Annotated in this window: 20 protein-coding genes and 2 riboswitches; of the genes, 2 read left to right on the top strand and 18 right to left on the bottom strand. The window is 36.4% G+C overall.

From position 1 onward, the window contains the following. Positions 1–8 precede the first annotated feature (8 nt). From sufC to CDZ89_RS03590, 18 genes are all read right to left on the bottom strand, one after another. Positions 9–794, bottom strand: coding sequence for a Fe-S cluster assembly ATPase SufC (gene sufC / locus CDZ89_RS03675; protein WP_096157072.1), 786 nt, complete (start codon positions 792–794; stop codon positions 9–11). A 446-nt stretch (positions 795–1,240) separates the two neighbouring features. Further along, entirely contained in the window at positions 1,241–1,381 is a 141-nt protein-coding gene (locus tag CDZ89_RS19530; RefSeq protein ID WP_176483675.1) for a YuzK family famiily protein, read from the bottom strand. 799 nt (positions 1,382–2,180) lie between these two features. Then, positions 2,181–2,546, bottom strand: coding sequence for a carboxymuconolactone decarboxylase family protein (locus CDZ89_RS03670; RefSeq protein WP_096156761.1), 366 nt, complete (start codon positions 2,544–2,546; stop codon positions 2,181–2,183). Positions 2,547–2,616: 70 nt separating this feature from the next. Then, positions 2,617–3,123, bottom strand: a complete 507-nt coding sequence (locus CDZ89_RS03665) for a hypothetical protein (RefSeq protein ID WP_096156760.1) — start codon at positions 3,121–3,123, stop codon at positions 2,617–2,619. A gap of 132 nt (positions 3,124–3,255) precedes the next feature. After that, a complete protein-coding gene (locus CDZ89_RS03660) occupies positions 3,256–4,077 on the bottom strand; it encodes a MetQ/NlpA family ABC transporter substrate-binding protein (protein ID WP_096156759.1) in 822 nt (273 codons plus the stop codon). Between the two features lie 11 nt (positions 4,078–4,088). Further along, a complete protein-coding gene (locus CDZ89_RS03655; protein ID WP_096156758.1) occupies positions 4,089–4,745 on the bottom strand; it encodes a methionine ABC transporter permease in 657 nt (218 codons plus the stop codon). Next, entirely contained in the window at positions 4,738–5,763 is a 1,026-nt protein-coding gene (locus CDZ89_RS03650; RefSeq protein ID WP_100333293.1) for a methionine ABC transporter ATP-binding protein, read from the bottom strand. The genes CDZ89_RS03655 and CDZ89_RS03650 overlap by 8 nt, the downstream gene beginning before the upstream one ends. Before the next feature lie 130 nt (positions 5,764–5,893). Further along, positions 5,894–6,001, bottom strand: a riboswitch (SAM riboswitch). 360 nt (positions 6,002–6,361) lie between these two features. Continuing rightward, positions 6,362–6,467, bottom strand: a riboswitch (SAM riboswitch). 20 nt (positions 6,468–6,487) lie between these two features. Further along, positions 6,488–6,838, bottom strand: a complete 351-nt coding sequence (locus tag CDZ89_RS03645; RefSeq protein ID WP_100333292.1) for a hypothetical protein — start codon at positions 6,836–6,838, stop codon at positions 6,488–6,490. A gap of 133 nt (positions 6,839–6,971) precedes the next feature. After that, positions 6,972–8,246, bottom strand: a complete 1,275-nt coding sequence (locus tag CDZ89_RS03640; protein ID WP_100333291.1) for an MFS transporter — start codon at positions 8,244–8,246, stop codon at positions 6,972–6,974. Positions 8,247–8,331: 85 nt separating this feature from the next. Further along, positions 8,332–8,667: a thioredoxin family protein gene (locus CDZ89_RS03635; protein ID WP_096156754.1), complete on the bottom strand. Its 336-nt coding sequence runs from the start codon at positions 8,665–8,667 to the stop codon at positions 8,332–8,334. A 47-nt stretch (positions 8,668–8,714) separates the two neighbouring features. Further along, positions 8,715–9,062 carry a toprim domain-containing protein gene (locus CDZ89_RS03630; protein WP_096156753.1) on the bottom strand — a complete coding sequence of 116 codons (348 nt, stop codon included), beginning with the start codon at positions 9,060–9,062 and terminating at the stop codon, positions 8,715–8,717. Positions 9,063–9,264: 202 nt separating this feature from the next. Beyond that, on the bottom strand, positions 9,265–9,510 hold the full coding sequence (locus CDZ89_RS03625) for a YusG family protein (protein ID WP_100333290.1): 246 nt from the start codon (positions 9,508–9,510) through the stop codon (positions 9,265–9,267). Positions 9,511–9,579: 69 nt separating this feature from the next. After that, a complete protein-coding gene (gene gcvH / locus CDZ89_RS03620; RefSeq protein WP_096156751.1) occupies positions 9,580–9,963 on the bottom strand; it encodes a glycine cleavage system protein GcvH in 384 nt (127 codons plus the stop codon). A gap of 61 nt (positions 9,964–10,024) precedes the next feature. Beyond that, on the bottom strand, positions 10,025–10,381 hold the full coding sequence (locus CDZ89_RS03615; protein WP_100333289.1) for an arsenate reductase family protein: 357 nt from the start codon (positions 10,379–10,381) through the stop codon (positions 10,025–10,027). A gap of 643 nt (positions 10,382–11,024) precedes the next feature. Beyond that, positions 11,025–11,543, bottom strand: a complete 519-nt coding sequence (locus tag CDZ89_RS03605; RefSeq protein ID WP_096156748.1) for a QcrA and Rieske domain-containing protein — start codon at positions 11,541–11,543, stop codon at positions 11,025–11,027. Between the two features lie 26 nt (positions 11,544–11,569). Next, a complete protein-coding gene (locus CDZ89_RS03600) occupies positions 11,570–12,112 on the bottom strand; it encodes a 4Fe-4S dicluster domain-containing protein (protein WP_096156747.1) in 543 nt (180 codons plus the stop codon). Between the two features lie 18 nt (positions 12,113–12,130). Then, the gene (gene fdhF / locus CDZ89_RS03595) at positions 12,131–14,254 is read right to left on the bottom strand and encodes a formate dehydrogenase subunit alpha (protein WP_096156746.1); all 2,124 of its coding nucleotides are present in this window, start codon (positions 14,252–14,254) and stop codon (positions 12,131–12,133) included. Next, on the bottom strand, positions 14,254–15,411 hold the full coding sequence (locus CDZ89_RS03590; protein ID WP_227521430.1) for an MFS transporter: 1,158 nt from the start codon (positions 15,409–15,411) through the stop codon (positions 14,254–14,256). The genes fdhF and CDZ89_RS03590 overlap by 1 nt, the downstream gene beginning before the upstream one ends. 712 nt (positions 15,412–16,123) lie before the next feature. Here CDZ89_RS03590 and CDZ89_RS03585 point away from each other — a divergent pair. Then, positions 16,124–16,864 carry an Mrp/NBP35 family ATP-binding protein gene (locus CDZ89_RS03585; RefSeq protein WP_100333288.1) on the top strand — a complete coding sequence of 247 codons (741 nt, stop codon included), beginning with the start codon at positions 16,124–16,126 and terminating at the stop codon, positions 16,862–16,864. A 5-nt stretch (positions 16,865–16,869) separates the two neighbouring features. Continuing rightward, positions 16,870–17,577, top strand: coding sequence for a Crp/Fnr family transcriptional regulator (locus CDZ89_RS03580; RefSeq protein ID WP_100333287.1), 708 nt, complete (start codon positions 16,870–16,872; stop codon positions 17,575–17,577). Positions 17,578–17,924: the final 347 nt, after the last annotated feature.

Raw genomic sequence — 17,924 nt, 5'->3', positions numbered from 1 at the left:
CCCCTTACTTACGCTTCTTGCCCAACTGTTTCGTCTTCAATACCTAATTCTTGCTTAATCCAATCGTAACCTTCTGCTTCTAAACGATGTGCTAATTCTGGTCCACCAGATTTAACGATACGACCTTGCATCATAACGTGTACGAAGTCAGGAGTGATGTAGTTTAATAAACGTTGATAGTGAGTAATAATTAAGCAGCCGAAATCGTCGCCGCGCATTTGGTTAATACCTTTAGATACAACTTTTAATGCATCAATATCTAACCCAGAATCAATTTCATCTAAGATAGCGATTTTTGGCTCAATCATCATTAATTGTAGGATTTCGTTACGTTTCTTTTCTCCTCCAGAGAACCCTTCGTTTAAGTAACGTTGTGCCATTGCTGGATCCATTTCTAGGAATTCCATGTTTTTGTCCATTTTACGAATGAATTTCATTAAAGAAATTTCTTCGCCTTCTTCACGACGTGCGTTTATTGCAGAACGTAAGAAGTCAGCGTTTGTAACACCTGTGATTTCGCTTGGGTATTGCATAGCTAGAAAAATACCTGCTTGAGCACGCTCGTCAACTTCCATTTCTAATACGTCCTCATCATCAAAAGAAATGCTACCGCTTGTAACTTCATATTTTGGATGACCCATAATTGCAGAAGAAAGCGTAGATTTACCTGTACCATTTGGACCCATGATTACGTGGATTTCTCCACCTTTTACTTCAAGAGTTACACCTTTTAAGATTTCTTTGTCCTCGATAGACACATGTAAATCTTTAATTGTTAATTTAGAACCCATAATTCTTACCTCCAATGTTCTTGTGTTCTTTCTATTTAGACACATTTGTTATTTTCATTCTCATTTTATTCTCATTACAATCTTATAACAAATTAAATGTGTTAGCAACCTTTAAAGACTTGTTCAAATCTTTATTATTCACCCAATTTCTTCTATTAGTTAAGTCGTTTTTCATTTTTACCTACCGCTTAATTTCCCCTTAATTTGTGGATGTATGTAAAAATTCGTGGAATGAAGTTAATAGCAATAAGGGTTTTCACTATCTGTATAGTAATTATTATATACTATTTTAGTGATTCGTTGTTGTGTGTTTGTCCACAAAATGATAAAAAAGCTTTTGCCATTCTCTTTACATTGAGAATGACAAAGCTTTTTAGTTGTAAAAACTTATATAGATCGATGTTTCCTAGTTTGTTCTAGTCATCGTTTGCAAGTTTAGGGATGAAAAGTTACGTGTGACATTTTCGCTCTAGTTCCGCGACAATTTGCATACTTTTTTTGTATTCACGTTCTCTGTTCTTTTCTACTTGAATAATGTTGTTGATTTCTCTACTGTATTCTTCGTAACCAATTCCATGTGATTGAAACATTGCTTTCTCCATGTTACTAGTGTATTTCACTTGTACCTGATGGATAATAAATCAATCCTTTCTATTTAATAGTATTTTTAGTTACCTACGTTTTTGTGTTACCACATTTTAATGATCTGTAAACACATTTATAATCATAACAAAGTTGGTTATTTTACCCAAACAGCAAAAAACCACGTTTCTTCTATTAATATGGCATGAGGTTAAGTGAGAAGAAGCTATGGAACCTACACTTACAATAGCTAAATTTTGCTCGCGATAGCTCTATGTCCTATACGGTTCAAGGGGATAGGATTTGTTTTGTATGTTACTACATCGTCTATGAAATCATTGATAACGCTAGTAGAAAGCCATTGCCTGTCTCTACGTATCGTAAGAAAAACTAAGATTTTAACCGATTTTTGACATAAACCTACTGTTTTTTACTAAAAAAGCATAAAATCAATTATATTTTAACTAAAAATCCTCAGAAAGCATATACGTGTATGTCTATAAATATAGATTAATCTATGGTTTGTGTGTGCCTAACTGCTACTTGTGTGAACCTGGGGGCATAAGCTGTTCTCCTACACACGATTTCTGTGCTCCTGAAAGTGAAAGTTGAACGTCTAAACCAAAAAACTGTGCGCCTAGCTAAAATATACCCCTTCTTATATTTACTTTCTGAGTGCACAGCTCGCCCTTTTCTGTTATTTCCCTACTTATTGAGACTATACTCTGTTTGGGCCTGTACTGTTCCCACGGACCTTATAAAAGAAAGAAAGCTTGAGAATTTTCCCAAGCTCCAGTTTTGTCGTTCCTATTGTTTTAGTTGGTTAAAATCTGAGATACACTCTTGCACAAGAGTAACTGCTTGACTCATCGCAGCTCCTCCACCGAATGCTGCTGTCACACCACAAGCTTCTAACATCTCTTCTTCCGTACATCCGTGATCGATACAACCTTTTGTATGGTACACAATGCAATATTCGTCTTGTGAGAACACACTTACTCCTAAAGCAATCAATTGCTTTTGTTTCTGATCTAGGGCACCTTCTTTAAAGCAGGCTTCCGTAAATTGATTATAGTGATGTGCTAATTCAGGCATTTTTTCTGAAAATAAACCTAAGCCAGCTTTATATTCATGTAGTGCTCCTTCAGCAAAATTGCGTGGTTGATATTCCATCCTAAAACAACTCCAATCAGAAATTTTACAACATTAGTATGTATTAGAAAAAAATAATCTATTCACTTATTCAGTCATATAAAAGTGTATCTTGTTGTTGGCTACTATGTATTGGTTGTTTTTTCCTTATGAAGAATGCTTCGAGAAGTATTTGCATCGCGTATAAAATGAATCCTTCTATTGAAAATAATAAAAACAGCTGATATTTTTTCATCCTCACAAGTGACCAAAACCCAATACTTTTAAACCAATCCATTAATACATAAACAAAAAATAAATGTGCGCAAATATTTATTATGAAAAACCTTAATATATTTCCGTAGCCTAACCTTAGCATTAACAACGCTCCCATAATATATGGTCCTAAAATTAGTGGAGCTTCCCCCATAATTTTCCGATGAGGACGTTTATATACCCACCACCACATTCGATTATGGGCTAGTAAACTCTCCCCAATTAATATAAATCCCATTAATAGAGAAGCAGGTAAAAACCTTTTTACATGTTGTTTACCTAACATAGGAATTAATAGCCAAGGAATAATTGCGAGTCCAAATAAATATAATTTTGTTTTCATCACATAACCTCCTTGTTTATTAAAATTACCTAGTCTAGTGAAGTTATGCTAGGTCACATAAATATAGTGAATATATGACTTAAAATCATTTAGAAATAAAAGGTGCAGCCACATCGGCTACACCTTTTACGTTTACTGCTTTCCAGCTGGAATGACAGAACCTTGGTATTTTTCTAAAATAAAGTTTTGAACTGCTTCTGTTTGTAAAGCTTCTACTAATGCTTTAATTTGTGCATTGTTCTCATCTTCTTTACGAACAGCAATAACATTAACATATGGGTTATTTTCAGGAGACTCTAAAGCGATTGCTTCTTCAGCTGGGTCAATACCTGCACCAATTGCATAGTTACCGTTAATTAGGATTGCATCGCCTTCGCCATTTTTATATGCAGTTGGTAAGAAAGCCGCTTCGAAATTTGTGTTGAACTTTAAACCTTTTGGATTTTCTACAATATCCTCAATCGTTGCTTTTGTACGCTCTACGCCTTCTGTTAATGTGATTAAACCTTTTTCTTGTAACATCGATAAAACACGACCATGATCAGGTACCGCACTACTTACTAAAATTTCTGCACCTTCTGGTAAGTCCTCTAGTCTTGCGTGTTTTGTAGAATATACGCCAATTGGTTCAATGTGAATGCCTCCAACATTAACAAAATTATAATCATGGTCAGCATTTTGTGCTGTTAAATAAGGAATATGCTGAAAGTAGTTTGCATCAAGCTCTTTGTCACGTAACGTTTGGTTAGGTAAAACATAATCTTGAAACACTTTAATTTCTAATTCTATCCCTTGTTCTTTTAATACTGGCTTAATTTGTTCTAAAATTTCTGCGTGTGGCACGTTAGAAGCTCCAACAACTAACTTACCTTCTTGAATACCTTTAGACCCACCACATGCTGTTAAAACTACTGCTAATAATGTAACTAATGCAAAACCAATTAATTTTTTCATTCTCTTCTCCCCTATCTTTTGTCTAATTTTCTTGTTATTGTATCTCCAATAAATTGGATGATAAATACGATGATTAAAATGATGACTGTACAAACAACTGTTACCACTGTATTGAATTTTTGGAAGCCATCTAAGAACGCTAAGTTACCTAGACCACCTGCTCCAACAAATCCTGCCATTGCCGTATAGCCAACAATTGCGATTGCCGTTACGGTAATTCCTGAAACTAAGGCAGGCATTGATTCTGGTAAAAGAACTTTCCATATTATTGTCGATGTTTTAGCACCCATTGACCTTGCTGCCTCAATGACACCTTTATCAATTTCTCTTAATGCAATTTCAACCATTCGTGCGTAAAATGGAGCCGCTCCAATGATTAAGGCTGGTAGGGCCGCATTCGCACCGATAATCGTTCCAACTAAAACTTTTGTAAAAGGTATTAATAAGACAATTAAAATGATAAAAGGTATGGACCGAAAAATATTTACTACGGATGAAGTGATACCATTTATTAATTTGTTTTCTAGTAGGTTCCCTTTTGATGTTAAAAATAAGAGTAAACCTAGAAGTATACCAAGAATAAAAGTAATTACAACAGAGATTGATGTCATATAGACTGTTTCGATGGTAGCATCCCACATTCGATCCCAATTCACTTGATCAAACATTTTGGACCACCTCCAGTTCTACTTGCTCCTGCCTGATAAAATCTAACGCTTTTTCAATTTCTTGTTCGTCACCATCTAAGTGGATGATTAACGTTCCATAAGGTCCGTTTTGCGTATGCGATACTTTTCCTTGCAAGATGTTTATACTAATATCAAACTTTCGAATAATGTTCGTTATGATTGGCTGTTCTGCCGTTTCGCCTACAAAAGTCAGTTGAATAATTTTTCCTTCTCGGTACTGGGCAACTAAATGTTGAATTGTTTCTTCTGCTTCCTCTGGTTCTGAAACTTGCTGAACAAATTTTTTCGTAATGTTTTGCTTTGGTTTACGGAAAACATCTAGTACATTCCCTTGCTCAACTACCGCTCCATTTTCCATTACCGCTACTCTATGGCATATTTTTTGAATAACATGCATTTCGTGTGTTATTAAGACAATTGTTAATCCTAATCGTTTGTTTATATCTACTAACAACTCTAAAATCGAATCCGTTGTTTGTGGGTCTAAAGCTGATGTTGCTTCATCACAAAGTAGCACTTTCGGATTATTTGCTAATGCTCTAGCAATACCTACCCTTTGCTTTTGACCACCACTTAGTTGGGATGGATAGGCATCTTCTCTACCTTCTAAACCAACTAGTTTAATTAATTCTTCTACTCTTTCTTGTCTCTCTTTTCTTGCAATTCCGGCAATCTCTAGAGGAAACGCGATGTTTTCTCGAACCGTTCTAGACCAAAGTAGGTTGAAATGTTGAAAGATCATACTTATTTCTTGTCTAGCTTCTCTTAGTTGCTTCCCTTTAATCTTCGAAATGTTTCTCCCTGCAACCACAACATCTCCACTTGATGGTACTTCCAATCCATTCAGCATTCGGATTAATGTACTTTTACCAGCGCCGCTGTAGCCAATAATGCCGAAGATTTCGCCCTTATCTATTTCAAGGTTGATATTATCAACCGCTGTTACGTTTCCACTTTTCGCTAAAAAAACTTTTTTAACATTTTGTAAGTTGATCATAGATGTCTCACCTTCTTCCTTACTTTTAAACTAGCAATACTTACCACTGTTGATTTCCCCTTTATATTAAACACTATAGAAAAACAAAATGCCTTTCTGCATGATGACAGAAAGGCATAATAAATCCTTTCTCTCATCTATACAAAGCTAATGCTTTGTGTGAATTGGCACCATTTCAACTTTCGTTGACGGTTGCCGGGTTTCATAGGGCACTTCCCTCCACCTCTCTTGATAAGAGCAAACAGGTATATTTAGTTTTCAAATTATTATCGTACTTTAATTCACTAAATCTCTAATACTTTTAAGTGTTATCGAATTCAACGATTGTAATCTTAACATGGCTATTTTTGAGTGTCAATAACTATTTTTAGAAATACTCTGTTAAAACCGCTGTTGATTTCCGCGCAAGTCTCCGCTTTCCGCGGGCGTGGCTGGAGCCTCCTCGGCTTCGCCTGTGGGGTCTCCAGTCCCCCGCTTATCCCGCAGGAGTCTACGACTTGCGCGGAAATCAACTGCTAGATAACTATCTAAAATCAACACTAACCTCTAACACTTTAGAAAAAAATAAAAACCCTTCTAGAAGAGGGTTTGCGTTCTCTTCTTATCTTTCAGACGTTTAAGTCTGCTGGAATTAGCACCGTGTTTGAAAAACAACCGGTTGCTGGGTATCGTCGGGCCAGTCCCTCTACCTCTCTTGATAAGCAATATTTAATTGTATTTTATATTACATCACTAAGTTTTCTTCTGTCAATGAATTTTCTCTATCTCTACATAAAGAAAAAATAGAATCTAGCAATAGCTGATGTCGGAAACTCCCAGCAAATACAATATCCGACTTACGAAGAGCAGTATGGCCGGAAATAATAGAACGAACGGTTTCTAATGAGCCCTCTATTTTCACATCCACTCTTTCCACATCGTCAATTATTGCCAAATTAGTTTTCGATAAGGAAAAGTAAATTTTTTCTTTTCCAGTAACGATCACACATGTTAAATTGTAATCCGGTAAAAGTGGATTAATATGTCCTTTTGCTTTAATACTTATAAATAATTTTTCAACTAGAGGTGTTATCAATTTGTATTCTCCCTCCGGAAATATATTCCTTTATATAGAGAATACTCCTAATTTGTCAAAATACCTTTTAATAAAGTTAGACAAATAATAATAATTTTTGCAAACTCTACTATTTCCCGAGAAATATGTCTTTTTATGATATTTTAGACAACAAACTTCGTTGGCTATTTATCGACTTTTTTCTAGAAAAAATGAAATAGAAATACACAGCACTTGTTAAATATAAGACTGCTGTAATACTAAATACAAAGGCATATCCCCAATATTGTCCAAAATAGAAGACGATAGACATAGAAACTGGCCCCATACTTGCCCAACCGAGGGAGAATACCATTTGATTGACTGAATTGGCAAGCCCTTTAAATTTATCTTCCACTCTTTCCATCATCATGGATGTAATGATTGGGTTTGCTGCATTCATTAATGCTTGTCTAAATAAGAATCCAAGTACTGCTAGCCAGAATACGTTCGTAAAAGCAGTAATAAGCATAAAAGGTAACGATAAAACTTGTAGCAAAACGACGGCTTTTATTTCCCCAATCCTTCTTACTAATGCTGGACCTATAATCATAGCTACTGCAGTTACTGCCTGCCCCATGGAAAGAACAAATCCAATGGTTGTATTTGTCGTATCGAATCGGTCTGCAAAATAAAGGTTCAAATATGGAATAACTAGGCCTGAGCCGAATCCGATTAATATGTTCGCTATTGTAAAACTAGCGATTAATTTTAGTTGTGTTTTATTAGTAGTTAAAAGATTTCTAATGGATATTCTATCTTTGAGTTTTGTCTCTCGCTTCTTTTCTACCATCTTCAAAATTGGTAAAATTCCACCTAAGTAAATGGCTACTCCAATAATTAATGTCCATCTAACACTACTTACTGACGTTAGTCCAAAAAACAGGAATATGTCTGTTAAAACACCGCCTAGTAAATTTCCGACAACATTAGCTATCATCATAACGGCAAAATGTCGACTAAACAATTTAACACGCTCGGAATTTGTTGAGTTTTCCGCTAGCCATGGAATAGCCGTTACTTGAAGAAACGCTAGTGTTAGACCAGATAAAAATGCACAAGTTAGTAATAATAGTTCTCCTTCAAATGTACTTCTAAAAAGTAAAAAGAAAGAGGAGAAAAACAAGCCAAATACCATCACTTTTTTACGACCAATTTTATCGCTTATGATACCAGCAGGAATTAAGATGATTGCAGAGGCTAAAGCAGTCATGGCAATCATGTTCCCATTTACTTGTTCGGAATATCCTAACTCTCTTATATAGAAGTTGTACATGATCATAAAAATACCGAGACCGATTTGAGTCAGGATATTCGTAATGAAAAAGAGACGAATGTTTCTATTATATAAATTAAAGTCACGTTTAAAATTTAGCCAAAGTGCTGTCATAAAATGTATCTTCGCTTCCTCTATAAATATTTCGCTTCCCTAAATAATCATATACTTTTTCTGAAAATTTGCAAGAAAAAAACACCTAAACTTTAGGTGTTTCTCCGTAAATATTTTGTAAATTTTGAAATAGCCGATACAAGTAATCGACAGAATGGAAAGCATATAGTTTTTCTAGCATTTTTCCTTTATGGAAAACAATTAGACAAGGTACACTTTCTATTTGCCAGTGTGAGGCTAAAGGTTGAATGTAATTCACATCACTTTTTCCGAAGTGTATCGTTGGAAAAAGTTCAACGATTACAGACATCATTTTACTCGCAACATTACATGTACCACACATAGGAGTGTAAAAATAAATAGCCGTTAGTTGAGATTTTTCTATCTCTTGCTCCAATTTCTCCTTCGTCCACTCGTTCATCTACTCATCCTTTTTTCAAACTTTTCACGATAATAATATCATAAATCCTATAAGAATTGTGCGTGTATATGAATGTTAGCACTTAACAAAACAGTTGCGATATGATGAGATGGTGCACAAGCTACCTCTTTATACGTTCGATCTATATAAATATGTTCTGCTTCTGGAAATTCCCTCTTAAATAATTTTCGGAGCTTTTCTCCAGCAGGGTCAGCATCGACTAAAACATACACTTCTTTATCAAAAAATTCTTCAATTAGTTCGTCTAGCTTTGCAATACTAATCGTTCCATTCGTACATAAAATGGTTACAGGTTCTTTAATAATTTGTTCGATCTTCTTTTTATCTGACTTTCCCTCTACAATGATGACCTTTTCTGTCTCAAACGTCCCCATCTCATCACCTGTTTTTTAGGATATAAAGCTAAATAGATTACTTACATTATTAATATTCTATTCATCCGTATTGTACCCTGTATTGTTATGAATTTTTCTAGAAAAATGAAAAATGGGTGAATTAATAAATGGAAGCATGGTACTGCCTATTCGGCATATCCAATGGCTACACAATTTACTAATTCACCCATAAATTAACTAGTTAACACCAACCGTTTTCGTAATCGCAATCTACGTACTTTTCATCAGGTTTGGCAGGTACTTGGACATGTTGATAAACCTTTGTATCTTCATATTCAAAACCTTCTTTTAAGTGAAAGTGATTGCCATCACCTGCGAATTCTACTTTTCCAATAGGTTCTTTTTCTAAAAAAAGTTCAAAGCCAGTTGGACATAGTTTTCCTTCTACACGATCTGTTATGTCTAAACGTTGGTTTTGTAATGTCATGTTAGTCCACCTACCTGTTTATAGTTATAAGAACCATACAAATAGGTTGTCCTTTATGACGTTTTGTTATTAGTCTTCTTTTGTCATTTCTTCGTATTGCTCAGCTGTCATTAGCTTTTCTAATTCGCTATTGTCAGAAGGCTCTACCACAATCATCCATGCTTTTTCATAAGGAGATTCGTTTACAAATTCAGGACTATCGCTTAAATCTTCGTTTACTTCTACAACTTTACCGCTAATAGGTGCGTAAAGCTCAGAAACAGTTTTAACAGATTCAACGCTTCCGAATGGCTCGTCAGCAGAGATTTCGTCTCCAACTTCTGGAAGCTCAACGAATACGATGTCACCTAATTCAGATTGTGCGAAGTCTGTAATACCAATGCGAACTGTGCCGCCTTCTTCTTTTACCCACTCATGTTCTTCTGAATAACGTAATTCTTTTGGTGTATTCATTTTTAAGTCCCTCCAAATATAATGGTGTTTTTATTAAAAGCACTTTTGTATCATGCTTTTTTTATTTCCAAGCTTGTTCGAATTCTGCCTCTTTAAAACCGACTGTCACTTTTGTACCGTCTGTTGTAATTGGGCGCTTAATTAACATGCCATCAGAAGCTAATAGTTCTAGCATTTCTTCTTCTGTAGCCGTTTTCAATTTGTCTTTCAATCCTAACTCACGATACTTCATGCCACTAGTGTTAAAAAACTTCTTTAATTCTAGGCCACTTTTTTCATGTAGTTGTGTCAGTTGCTCTTTGCTTGGTGGTTGATCAACAATATGTACTTCATTTACTTCGACATTATGTTCCTCTAGCCACTTTTTTGCTTTGCGACAAGTGCCACATTTAGGATACCAATAAAATGTTACCGACATTACCTTTTGCACCACCTTACAAACAAAAATTTACTCATATATTGTAACATAAAGGATTCGTTTGCTCCTAATTTTAACTTATAAATTTTTTACTATTTCGACTTATTTTTCATTACTTAACTTATATACTTTATTTTGTATTCTAACAGTTGATGTTCGTGACAGGCACTCGCTTTCCGCGGGTGGTAAAAAGGAAGGTTATTTTCACTGTCGTGAAAAAACCTACTCCTCGGCGCAAGCGCCTGCGGGGTCTTCCTTGACACACTTTTCCCGCAGGACAAGGAATGCTCCGGAGCTATGCATCACACGAAGAAGATGCGGCGGGATTTTCGAGGAGTCTCGTGCCTGTCACGAACATCAACTAACTATGTATTAGAACCTTTAAGCTATTTCTAAATAAATCAAAACGACCTTCACCAATACAAAGATGAAAGTCGTCGAATGTTACAATTATTTTTCTTGATTATACTCAAGGTTTTTCCACCGAATAGCTGCAAGGACTGCGCATAGGACGGATACGATGGCTATTCCGGTGAATAGGTAAACGTGATTATACTCTTTTCCGTAGTATGCTTCAATTGTGGAGTGGAGCATGACTACGTTGACTGCCATTGTGATGAAGATGATGGCCCAACAAGCTTTTTTACCCATGGCGAATCTTCCTTCCGATGGCGTAGACTGTTCCGTTCACCACTTCAAGTTCAATTAATGGCAATTCTCTTTGTGGAGGTCCAGCAACAGGATGACCATTGTCGACACTAAAGTAACCTTTATGACAAGGGCATAATAAAATATCTTCTTCTTTCTCATAAAAAACCGGGCATTGTAAATGGGTACATTTATTATTGTAAGCTTTTAGTTTGCCGTTTACGGTATGAACTAAAATAGCTGGTTCATGGTCTGATGGATAGTTAAAGTTTACTGATTGACCTTTTGGCAAGTCTTCTAGGTCAATGATTTCGACCTTATGAATTGTTTCCGTACCGTCATCCATCATTGCTTTTATTGAAAAAGGTATTGTCGCTAATCCTAATGTAACAGAAGCTCCTACCGCAGATTTCAAGAAGGATCTGCGGTTATATTTTAAGTCATCTTGACGATTTAAATTATCGACTAAGTTGATCATGTCATCTTTTTCATTGCTCGTATTTCTGTTTGGCATGTGAAACACTCCTTTCTTTAATCATATTAATCTGTATAAACACCAAAGAATTCAGGTACGTAATCCCATTTGTTTCCTTCTTTTGGTTTCTTACCTTCTACTAAATTCATTTGTGTACGTTTTCTTCGTAATGCTTGCATTTCGTCAAAATCAATGAAGCGAATTGCATCAGAAGGACAAACAGATGCACACATTGGTGCGATATCATATTTCGTTCTGTCGTAACACATATCACATTTGTACATTTTATTTTCTTCAAAATCGAACTTCGGAATCCCGAATGGACAGCCGAACGTACAGTTACGGCAACCGATACATTTTTCTTCCATGGCAGAAAGAACAACGCCTTCTTCTGTGATTTGAATCGCATTCGCTGGACAAACACGTGCACATGCTGGCTCTTTACATTGCATACAAAGCATCGGGTATGTTTGTCGGCTTTCCATAAAATCAACGTACTCTACATAGTTACGTTCTTTTCCACCGTGATCTCCACATTCGCGACATGCAGCTTGACACGCCCTACAACCGATACAGCGTTCAAACTCTAAATACATAATTTTATTCAAAACTGTTCGCCTCCTTTATTACAATTTTTCTATTTTAACGGAACACACTTTAAATTCTGGCATTCTAGACGTTGGATCTAGCGCTGGGTTTGTTAACTGATTAATAGATAACTCTTTACCCCAGTGATATGGTACAAATAACGTGTCTTTTCGAATCGCTTTTGTTAAACGGACATCCAATACCATTGTGGAACGTTTTGTTGTTAATCTAATTTTTTCACCGTTAGACATGTTGTATTGGCTTGCTAATTCTGGATGCATTTCTACGTAAGGCGTTGGACATTGTTCCATTAAGAAATCTACACGGCGAGTTTGGCTACCAGATAAATAATGGAATACAACACGACCAGTTGTTAAAATGAGTGGAAATTCTTTTGTTGGAGTTTCTGCTGGTTCTTGCCACTTCACTACAGCTAAGTTCGCTTTTCCATCTGGTGTACCGAACTTCTCTTTAAACATCGTTGGAGTACCTGGATGGTCTTCGGAAGGACATGGCCAAAATACACCATCCTCTTTATCAATACGCTCCCAAGTAATTCCGTAATAATCTGCTTTTCCGCCTTTTGTCGCTACTCGGAACTCTTCAAAGATTTCACGAGGGTTGTTGTAAGGGAATAGGTGACCTTTATCCATACGTTCTGCAATCATTTTTAAAATTTCCCAGTCAGGCTTCGACTCGCCGATTGGATCCACCACTTTACGAATGCGAATAACACGGCCTTCTAAGTTCGTTGTCGTTCCTTCATCTTCCGCCCATGAAGTAGCTGGTAACACAACATCAGCAAATTCAGCTGTTTCAGATAAGAAGAAATCACTAACAACCATAAAATCTAACTTTTTGAAAGCATCCCAAACGTACTCGTTTTTTGGTGCAGACACTGCAGGGTTACTGCAAATAACATGCATAGAGCGGATTTTTCCACTATGAATTTCGTCAAACATTTCAAAAGCAGAAACACCTGCTTTTGGCATTTCTTCTGGTTTGATTCCCCAGACACTTGAGATATATTTTACTGCTTCAGGATCGGCAATCTTTCTGTATCCTGGCAGAGCATCTGCTTTTTGTCCATGTTCACGGCCACCTTGACCGTTTCCTTGACCAGTAAAAGTTGCCACTCCAGAAGCGAACTTACCAATCTGCCCACGTAATAAAGCCATAGAACTATATAGTGATACGTTATCAACACCTTTTGTTTGTTGCTCTACACCACGTGCAAACATAACAACTGACCTTGGTGATTGACCGTAAATGTGTGCAGCCTTGATGATTTTTTCTTCGTCTACTCCAGTAATTTCGGATGTGTATTTAGGTGTGTATTTTCTAACTGATTCTTTTAATTCTTCATAGTTATTGCAACGCTCCGCAACATATTTCTCATCCACATAACCGTGTTCGATTAATAGATGCATCATTCCATTTGCTAAAGCTGAATCTGTGCCTGGCTTTAGGTCTAAATGAACGTCAGCTACACGAGCGGTTGGTACTTCACGAGGATCGACAACAATTAGTTTTGCACCTTTGTCTTTTGCTTTCCATAACCATTGAATGCTCGTTGGATGACATTCTGCCGTATTTGTACCAGCCATAAAGAAGCAATCGGAATGTTCTAATTCAGGCCATGGTAATGTTGATCCTCGGTCGATACCGAATGTTTTCATAAACCCACCAGCAGCAGAGCTCATACAGAAACGTCCGTTATAATCAATGTAGCGTGTTCCAAGTACTGCTCTTGCATACTTACCAACTAAGTAACATTTCTCATTTGTCATCGAAACGCCACCGAACACAGAAAGTGAATCTTTTCCATATTCTCTTTGTAGTTTTTTATAGTTTGTTTCTATTAAATCTAACGCTTCTTTCCACGTTGCTTTTACAAATTGGCCATTTTTCTTAATTAATGGTGTTGTAATTCGCTCTTCATGATCAATTGTTTGATAAGCCGTTACACCTTTTGGACACATTTTCCCCAACGTTACAGGCCAGTCATAACGTGGTTCTACTCCAACTACTTTTCCAGATTTCTCGTTTACACGTATATGCATTCCACATTGCATTCCACAATAACAGCAATGGGTTGTAATTAATTTCTCCCCTGGTTTGATTAAGTTTTTGACGCCTTCTTTTACTAAAAACTCACTCATTATAAGCTCCTCCCATCATTCTTCTCATCGTTTTTCGGTAAGTTATAAAAATCTTCGGAACGTTTTTTTCCAAAGCCTGATAAATGAATTCCATTGTTTGTTTGAACTGGGCTATACGGATCACCATTCGGTGCATCCATATTTAATTGCTTCATTACTCTTATGCGACGGCGACATGCCGGACAATAATCTGCTAAATATGTTCCATCTGCTAGTTTCAAATCAAAGTCTTGAGCACCTAGTATTTCTTTTACGTCAGAAATTTGATCGTCACTACTATACGTTGTTCCACATCTCGCACATGCTCTCGTGTCAACTTGAACTTCCTCTTGATAGTTCAGCGGTACTGCTGTTGCAAGCGGGCGGATTGGGAAGTGGAACAGTTTTCCGAATGGGAAGTAAACGAGCAATAAAACAACTGTTACTTGGTGTATTAACGTTAGGTAGTGGTGTAAAAACCCACCCATAAATTTATAAGATAAAGTTAAGACTAATCCGCTCACTGTTACAGCTAGTAAAAGGTATAACGGAAATAAGTCGAATTCGACACGTTGTGTTACTTTTACATCTTGTTCTTTAATGCGGCGGTAAAGCGCCATGGACACACCAGCTAGTACCATAAGTGCTGTAATGTTTAATCCGTTGTAGATTAATTCTGCAATAACACCACTTGCAGCCATTTTCATTGTCGGGATGTTGAACATGATTACTTGATAGGTTGTTGGGTCTACTAAATCGAATCGCAGCCAACCGAATGTTAGTCCAAATGTTATGGCAAAAGAACCAATACATCCCCATGCGATTAAAAAATGTTGAACCCCTCTCCATATGCCTCGTTTGAAAATAAATTTTTGAAGAATGATGTTATCAAATGCTGTTTTTAAAATAGATCGTATATTTCTTTGCTTTCTTTCTCTTGTTTTTAAGTTTTTGAAACTTCTCTTAATCACTTGATGTGTTGCTGGACGAATGAGCCATGAGCACATTCTTACGGTTATTCCAATGGCAAATATAATAGATGATAGAAAATAACCTAATAGAACAACATCGAAGTGAAGGAAACTATCTGTACTAAACCATGTCGTAAATAATAGAAACAATGATACGAAGAATGCATACATGCTTGTTTTTGAATAAAAGGATCTTTGGAACTCCACTTTTTTCACTCCCTTAAACTGAAGGCCACTACCTCCGCTTTATGTAACTTCATTCTAGCCTTATGAAAATATCCTGACTGTGATATAGGTCACAACTAAATATGACAGTTTTATGTCGTTGCTTATTAGCCCTCTAGGTTTCTAAGTTGTTGATGTTCACTACAGGCACTCGCTTTCCGCGGGCGGTCTCGTGAGCCTCCTCATCGCTCCGCTCTTGCGGGGTCTCACTTAACACGCTTTTCCCGCAGGAGTCTCGTACCTGTAGTGAACATCAACAATATACTCTTAAAATCAAATTGTTATTTTTCAAAAAAATAAAGACATCCCAAATTAAATAAACAAAATTTTCAAAGATAATTAACTTAATTATTTTTATTTAAAACATAGAGAAGATTGGAGCTGAAGGCACTTGACTCCTGCGGGACATAGAGGGAAGTGCGAGACCCCACAGGCGAAGTCGAGGAGTAGGTTTTTTCACGATAGTGAAAATAACCTTCCTTTTTCCCTCCCCCGGAGAGTCTTGTGCCTGCAGCGGAAATCAGCGGACAATTTAGTAAAGAAAAACAAGTACCCATAAATCCTTTAGAATTGACAACTTCGTGACGAGGTTAACTTTGTTTTTGATTTTGTGAGGAATGTCACATAAACGAACCCATGTAATCTTCTACAATTTACGTATAAGGAACAGCTTTATAAAAGAGAGGAAGATTAGATGAATACAAAACATGTCATTGCTATCGCTAGTGGAAAAGGAGGAGTAGGAAAATCAACTATTTCTGCAAACCTAGCTGTCAGCTTAGCTCGCTTAGGAAAGAATGTTGCTTTAGTAGATTTAGATATATACGGATTCAGCATTCCAAAAATGTTCTCGATTACAGCTAAACCAAAAACGTTTAATGGAAAGATCATTCCAGTAGAAGCAGAAGGCGTAAAAATTATGTCGATGGGCTTTTTAATTAAAGGAAATGAGCCAGTCGTTTGGCGCGGGCCAATGCTTGGAAAAATGATTGAACATTTTACGAGAGATGTTATTTGGGGAGAGCTTGACTACATGATCCTTGACTTACCTCCCGGAACAGGTGATATCGCATTAGATATGCATCACTATATTCCACAGAGTAAAGAAATTATTGTTACCACTCCGCATCCAACAGCAACTCATGTGGCAGAACGAGCAGGTGTAATGGCCCAAAAAGCAAACCACGATATTTTAGGAGTTATTGAAAATATGAGCTATTTTACCCCACCTGGAAGTGAAGAAAAGTATGCTCTTTTCGGTAAAGGTGGCGGTGAGAAGCTTGCTGAAATATTAAGCACAGATGTTATTGCACAATTACCGATTGAGGCACTAAGTGATGATGCCGAAGTGACTGCCATTTATAAAGAAGATTCTATCTTGTATATGCAATACAAACAGTTAGCGGAAAAGATTGACCAACTTTTAATGGGGTGATAAAAATGGTAAGGCCAAACAAGGTTAGCTTGTCACAGCCTTTCGATTCATTACACGAATTAATTCAACTTGTGCATCATACGGTGAAAGTGAAAAAAGGTAGCTTTCTTTTCCAAGAAGGCATGTCAGCTAGCGAAATTTATGTTATTAAAAACGGCAAAATACAAGTGAGTAAAGGGGCTGCTGATGGAAAAGAGTTAACATTACGAATATGTAGCAAAAATGAAATCGTCGGCGAACTTACTCTTTTCACCGAAGATCCAAAGTATTTGTTAAACGCAAAAGCAATGGAAGATTGTGAAGTAATGGTCGTGAAAAAAGATGTTCTAGAAGAAGAGTTCCTCCATAACAATCAACTAGCCTTTGAATTTATGAAATGGATGAGCGATCACTTTAGAAGAACACAAACAAAATTTAGAGATTTAATTATGCTAGGCAAAAAAGGCGCGTTATACAGCACACTTATTCGAATGACCAATAGTTACGGTGTCATGACTGCTAATGGCATTGTGATTGATATGCATTTAACCAATCAAGTGTTAGCAAACTTTTGCGGAACGACTAGAGAAAGTGTCAATCGAATGTTGTCTGAGTTGAAAAAAGATAAAATAGTTTCAATTCATCTGGGTAAAATTACAATTCTTGATATTGATTTCTTAAAGAAGGAAGTTAATTGTGAGAGTTGTCCGATAAAATACTGTACGATTGAATGAAGGCCAGCTGAGAAGCTGGTTTTTTTAGTGTTGCTAAAAATAGAGAATGGGAGATAACTATAGGCTTGCCTTTAACGTTCATTTTCATCATAGAAAAATTCAAAAAGTGAACATGAAGCGGTCTCTCACGTTCATTTTCACTAAAGAAAAACTCTAAAATGATCATGAAGCGGTCTTTCACATTCATTTTCACCAAAGAAAAACTCTAAAATGAACATGAAGCGGTCTCTCACGTTCATTTTCAAAAAAGAAAAACTCTAAAATGAACATGAAGCGGTCTTTCACATTCATTTTCAAAAAAGAAAAATTCTAAAATGAACATGAAGCGGTCTCTCACGTTCATTTTC

It is taken from the genome of Bacillus alkalisoli (assembly GCF_002797415.1).
In the GTDB taxonomy this organism is placed as follows: Bacteria; Bacillota; Bacilli; order Bacillales; family Bacillaceae_I; genus Bacillus_CD; species Bacillus_CD alkalisoli.
This window is presented reverse-complemented; position numbering and strand designations above follow the sequence as displayed.

Excerpts from the sequence above, each read along its gene's own strand:
- CDZ89_RS19530 (WP_176483675.1), bottom strand. The coding sequence starts at position 1,381 with ATGTTTCAATCACATGGAATTGGTTACGAAGAATACAGTAGAGAAATC.
- CDZ89_RS03670 (WP_096156761.1), bottom strand. The coding sequence starts at position 2,546 with ATGGAATATCAACCACGCAATTTTGCTGAAGGAGCACTACATGAATAT.
- CDZ89_RS03665 (WP_096156760.1), bottom strand. The coding sequence starts at position 3,123 with ATGAAAACAAAATTATATTTATTTGGACTCGCAATTATTCCTTGGCTA.
- CDZ89_RS03660 (WP_096156759.1), bottom strand. The coding sequence starts at position 4,077 with ATGAAAAAATTAATTGGTTTTGCATTAGTTACATTATTAGCAGTAGTT.
- CDZ89_RS03655 (WP_096156758.1), bottom strand. The coding sequence starts at position 4,745 with ATGTTTGATCAAGTGAATTGGGATCGAATGTGGGATGCTACCATCGAA.
- CDZ89_RS03650 (WP_100333293.1), bottom strand. The coding sequence starts at position 5,763 with ATGATCAACTTACAAAATGTTAAAAAAGTTTTTTTAGCGAAAAGTGGA.
- CDZ89_RS03640 (WP_100333291.1), bottom strand. The coding sequence starts at position 8,246 with ATGACAGCACTTTGGCTAAATTTTAAACGTGACTTTAATTTATATAAT.
- CDZ89_RS03635 (WP_096156754.1), bottom strand. The coding sequence starts at position 8,667 with ATGAACGAGTGGACGAAGGAGAAATTGGAGCAAGAGATAGAAAAATCT.
- CDZ89_RS03630 (WP_096156753.1), bottom strand. The coding sequence starts at position 9,062 with ATGGGGACGTTTGAGACAGAAAAGGTCATCATTGTAGAGGGAAAGTCA.
- CDZ89_RS03625 (WP_100333290.1), bottom strand. The coding sequence starts at position 9,510 with ATGACATTACAAAACCAACGTTTAGACATAACAGATCGTGTAGAAGGA.
- gcvH (WP_096156751.1), bottom strand. The coding sequence starts at position 9,963 with ATGAATACACCAAAAGAATTACGTTATTCAGAAGAACATGAGTGGGTA.
- CDZ89_RS03615 (WP_100333289.1), bottom strand. The coding sequence starts at position 10,381 with ATGTCGGTAACATTTTATTGGTATCCTAAATGTGGCACTTGTCGCAAA.
- CDZ89_RS03605 (WP_096156748.1), bottom strand. The coding sequence starts at position 11,543 with ATGCCAAACAGAAATACGAGCAATGAAAAAGATGACATGATCAACTTA.
- fdhF (WP_096156746.1), bottom strand. The coding sequence starts at position 14,254 with ATGAGTGAGTTTTTAGTAAAAGAAGGCGTCAAAAACTTAATCAAACCA.
- CDZ89_RS03585 (WP_100333288.1), top strand. The coding sequence starts at position 16,124 with ATGAATACAAAACATGTCATTGCTATCGCTAGTGGAAAAGGAGGAGTA.
- CDZ89_RS03580 (WP_100333287.1), top strand. The coding sequence starts at position 16,870 with ATGGTAAGGCCAAACAAGGTTAGCTTGTCACAGCCTTTCGATTCATTA.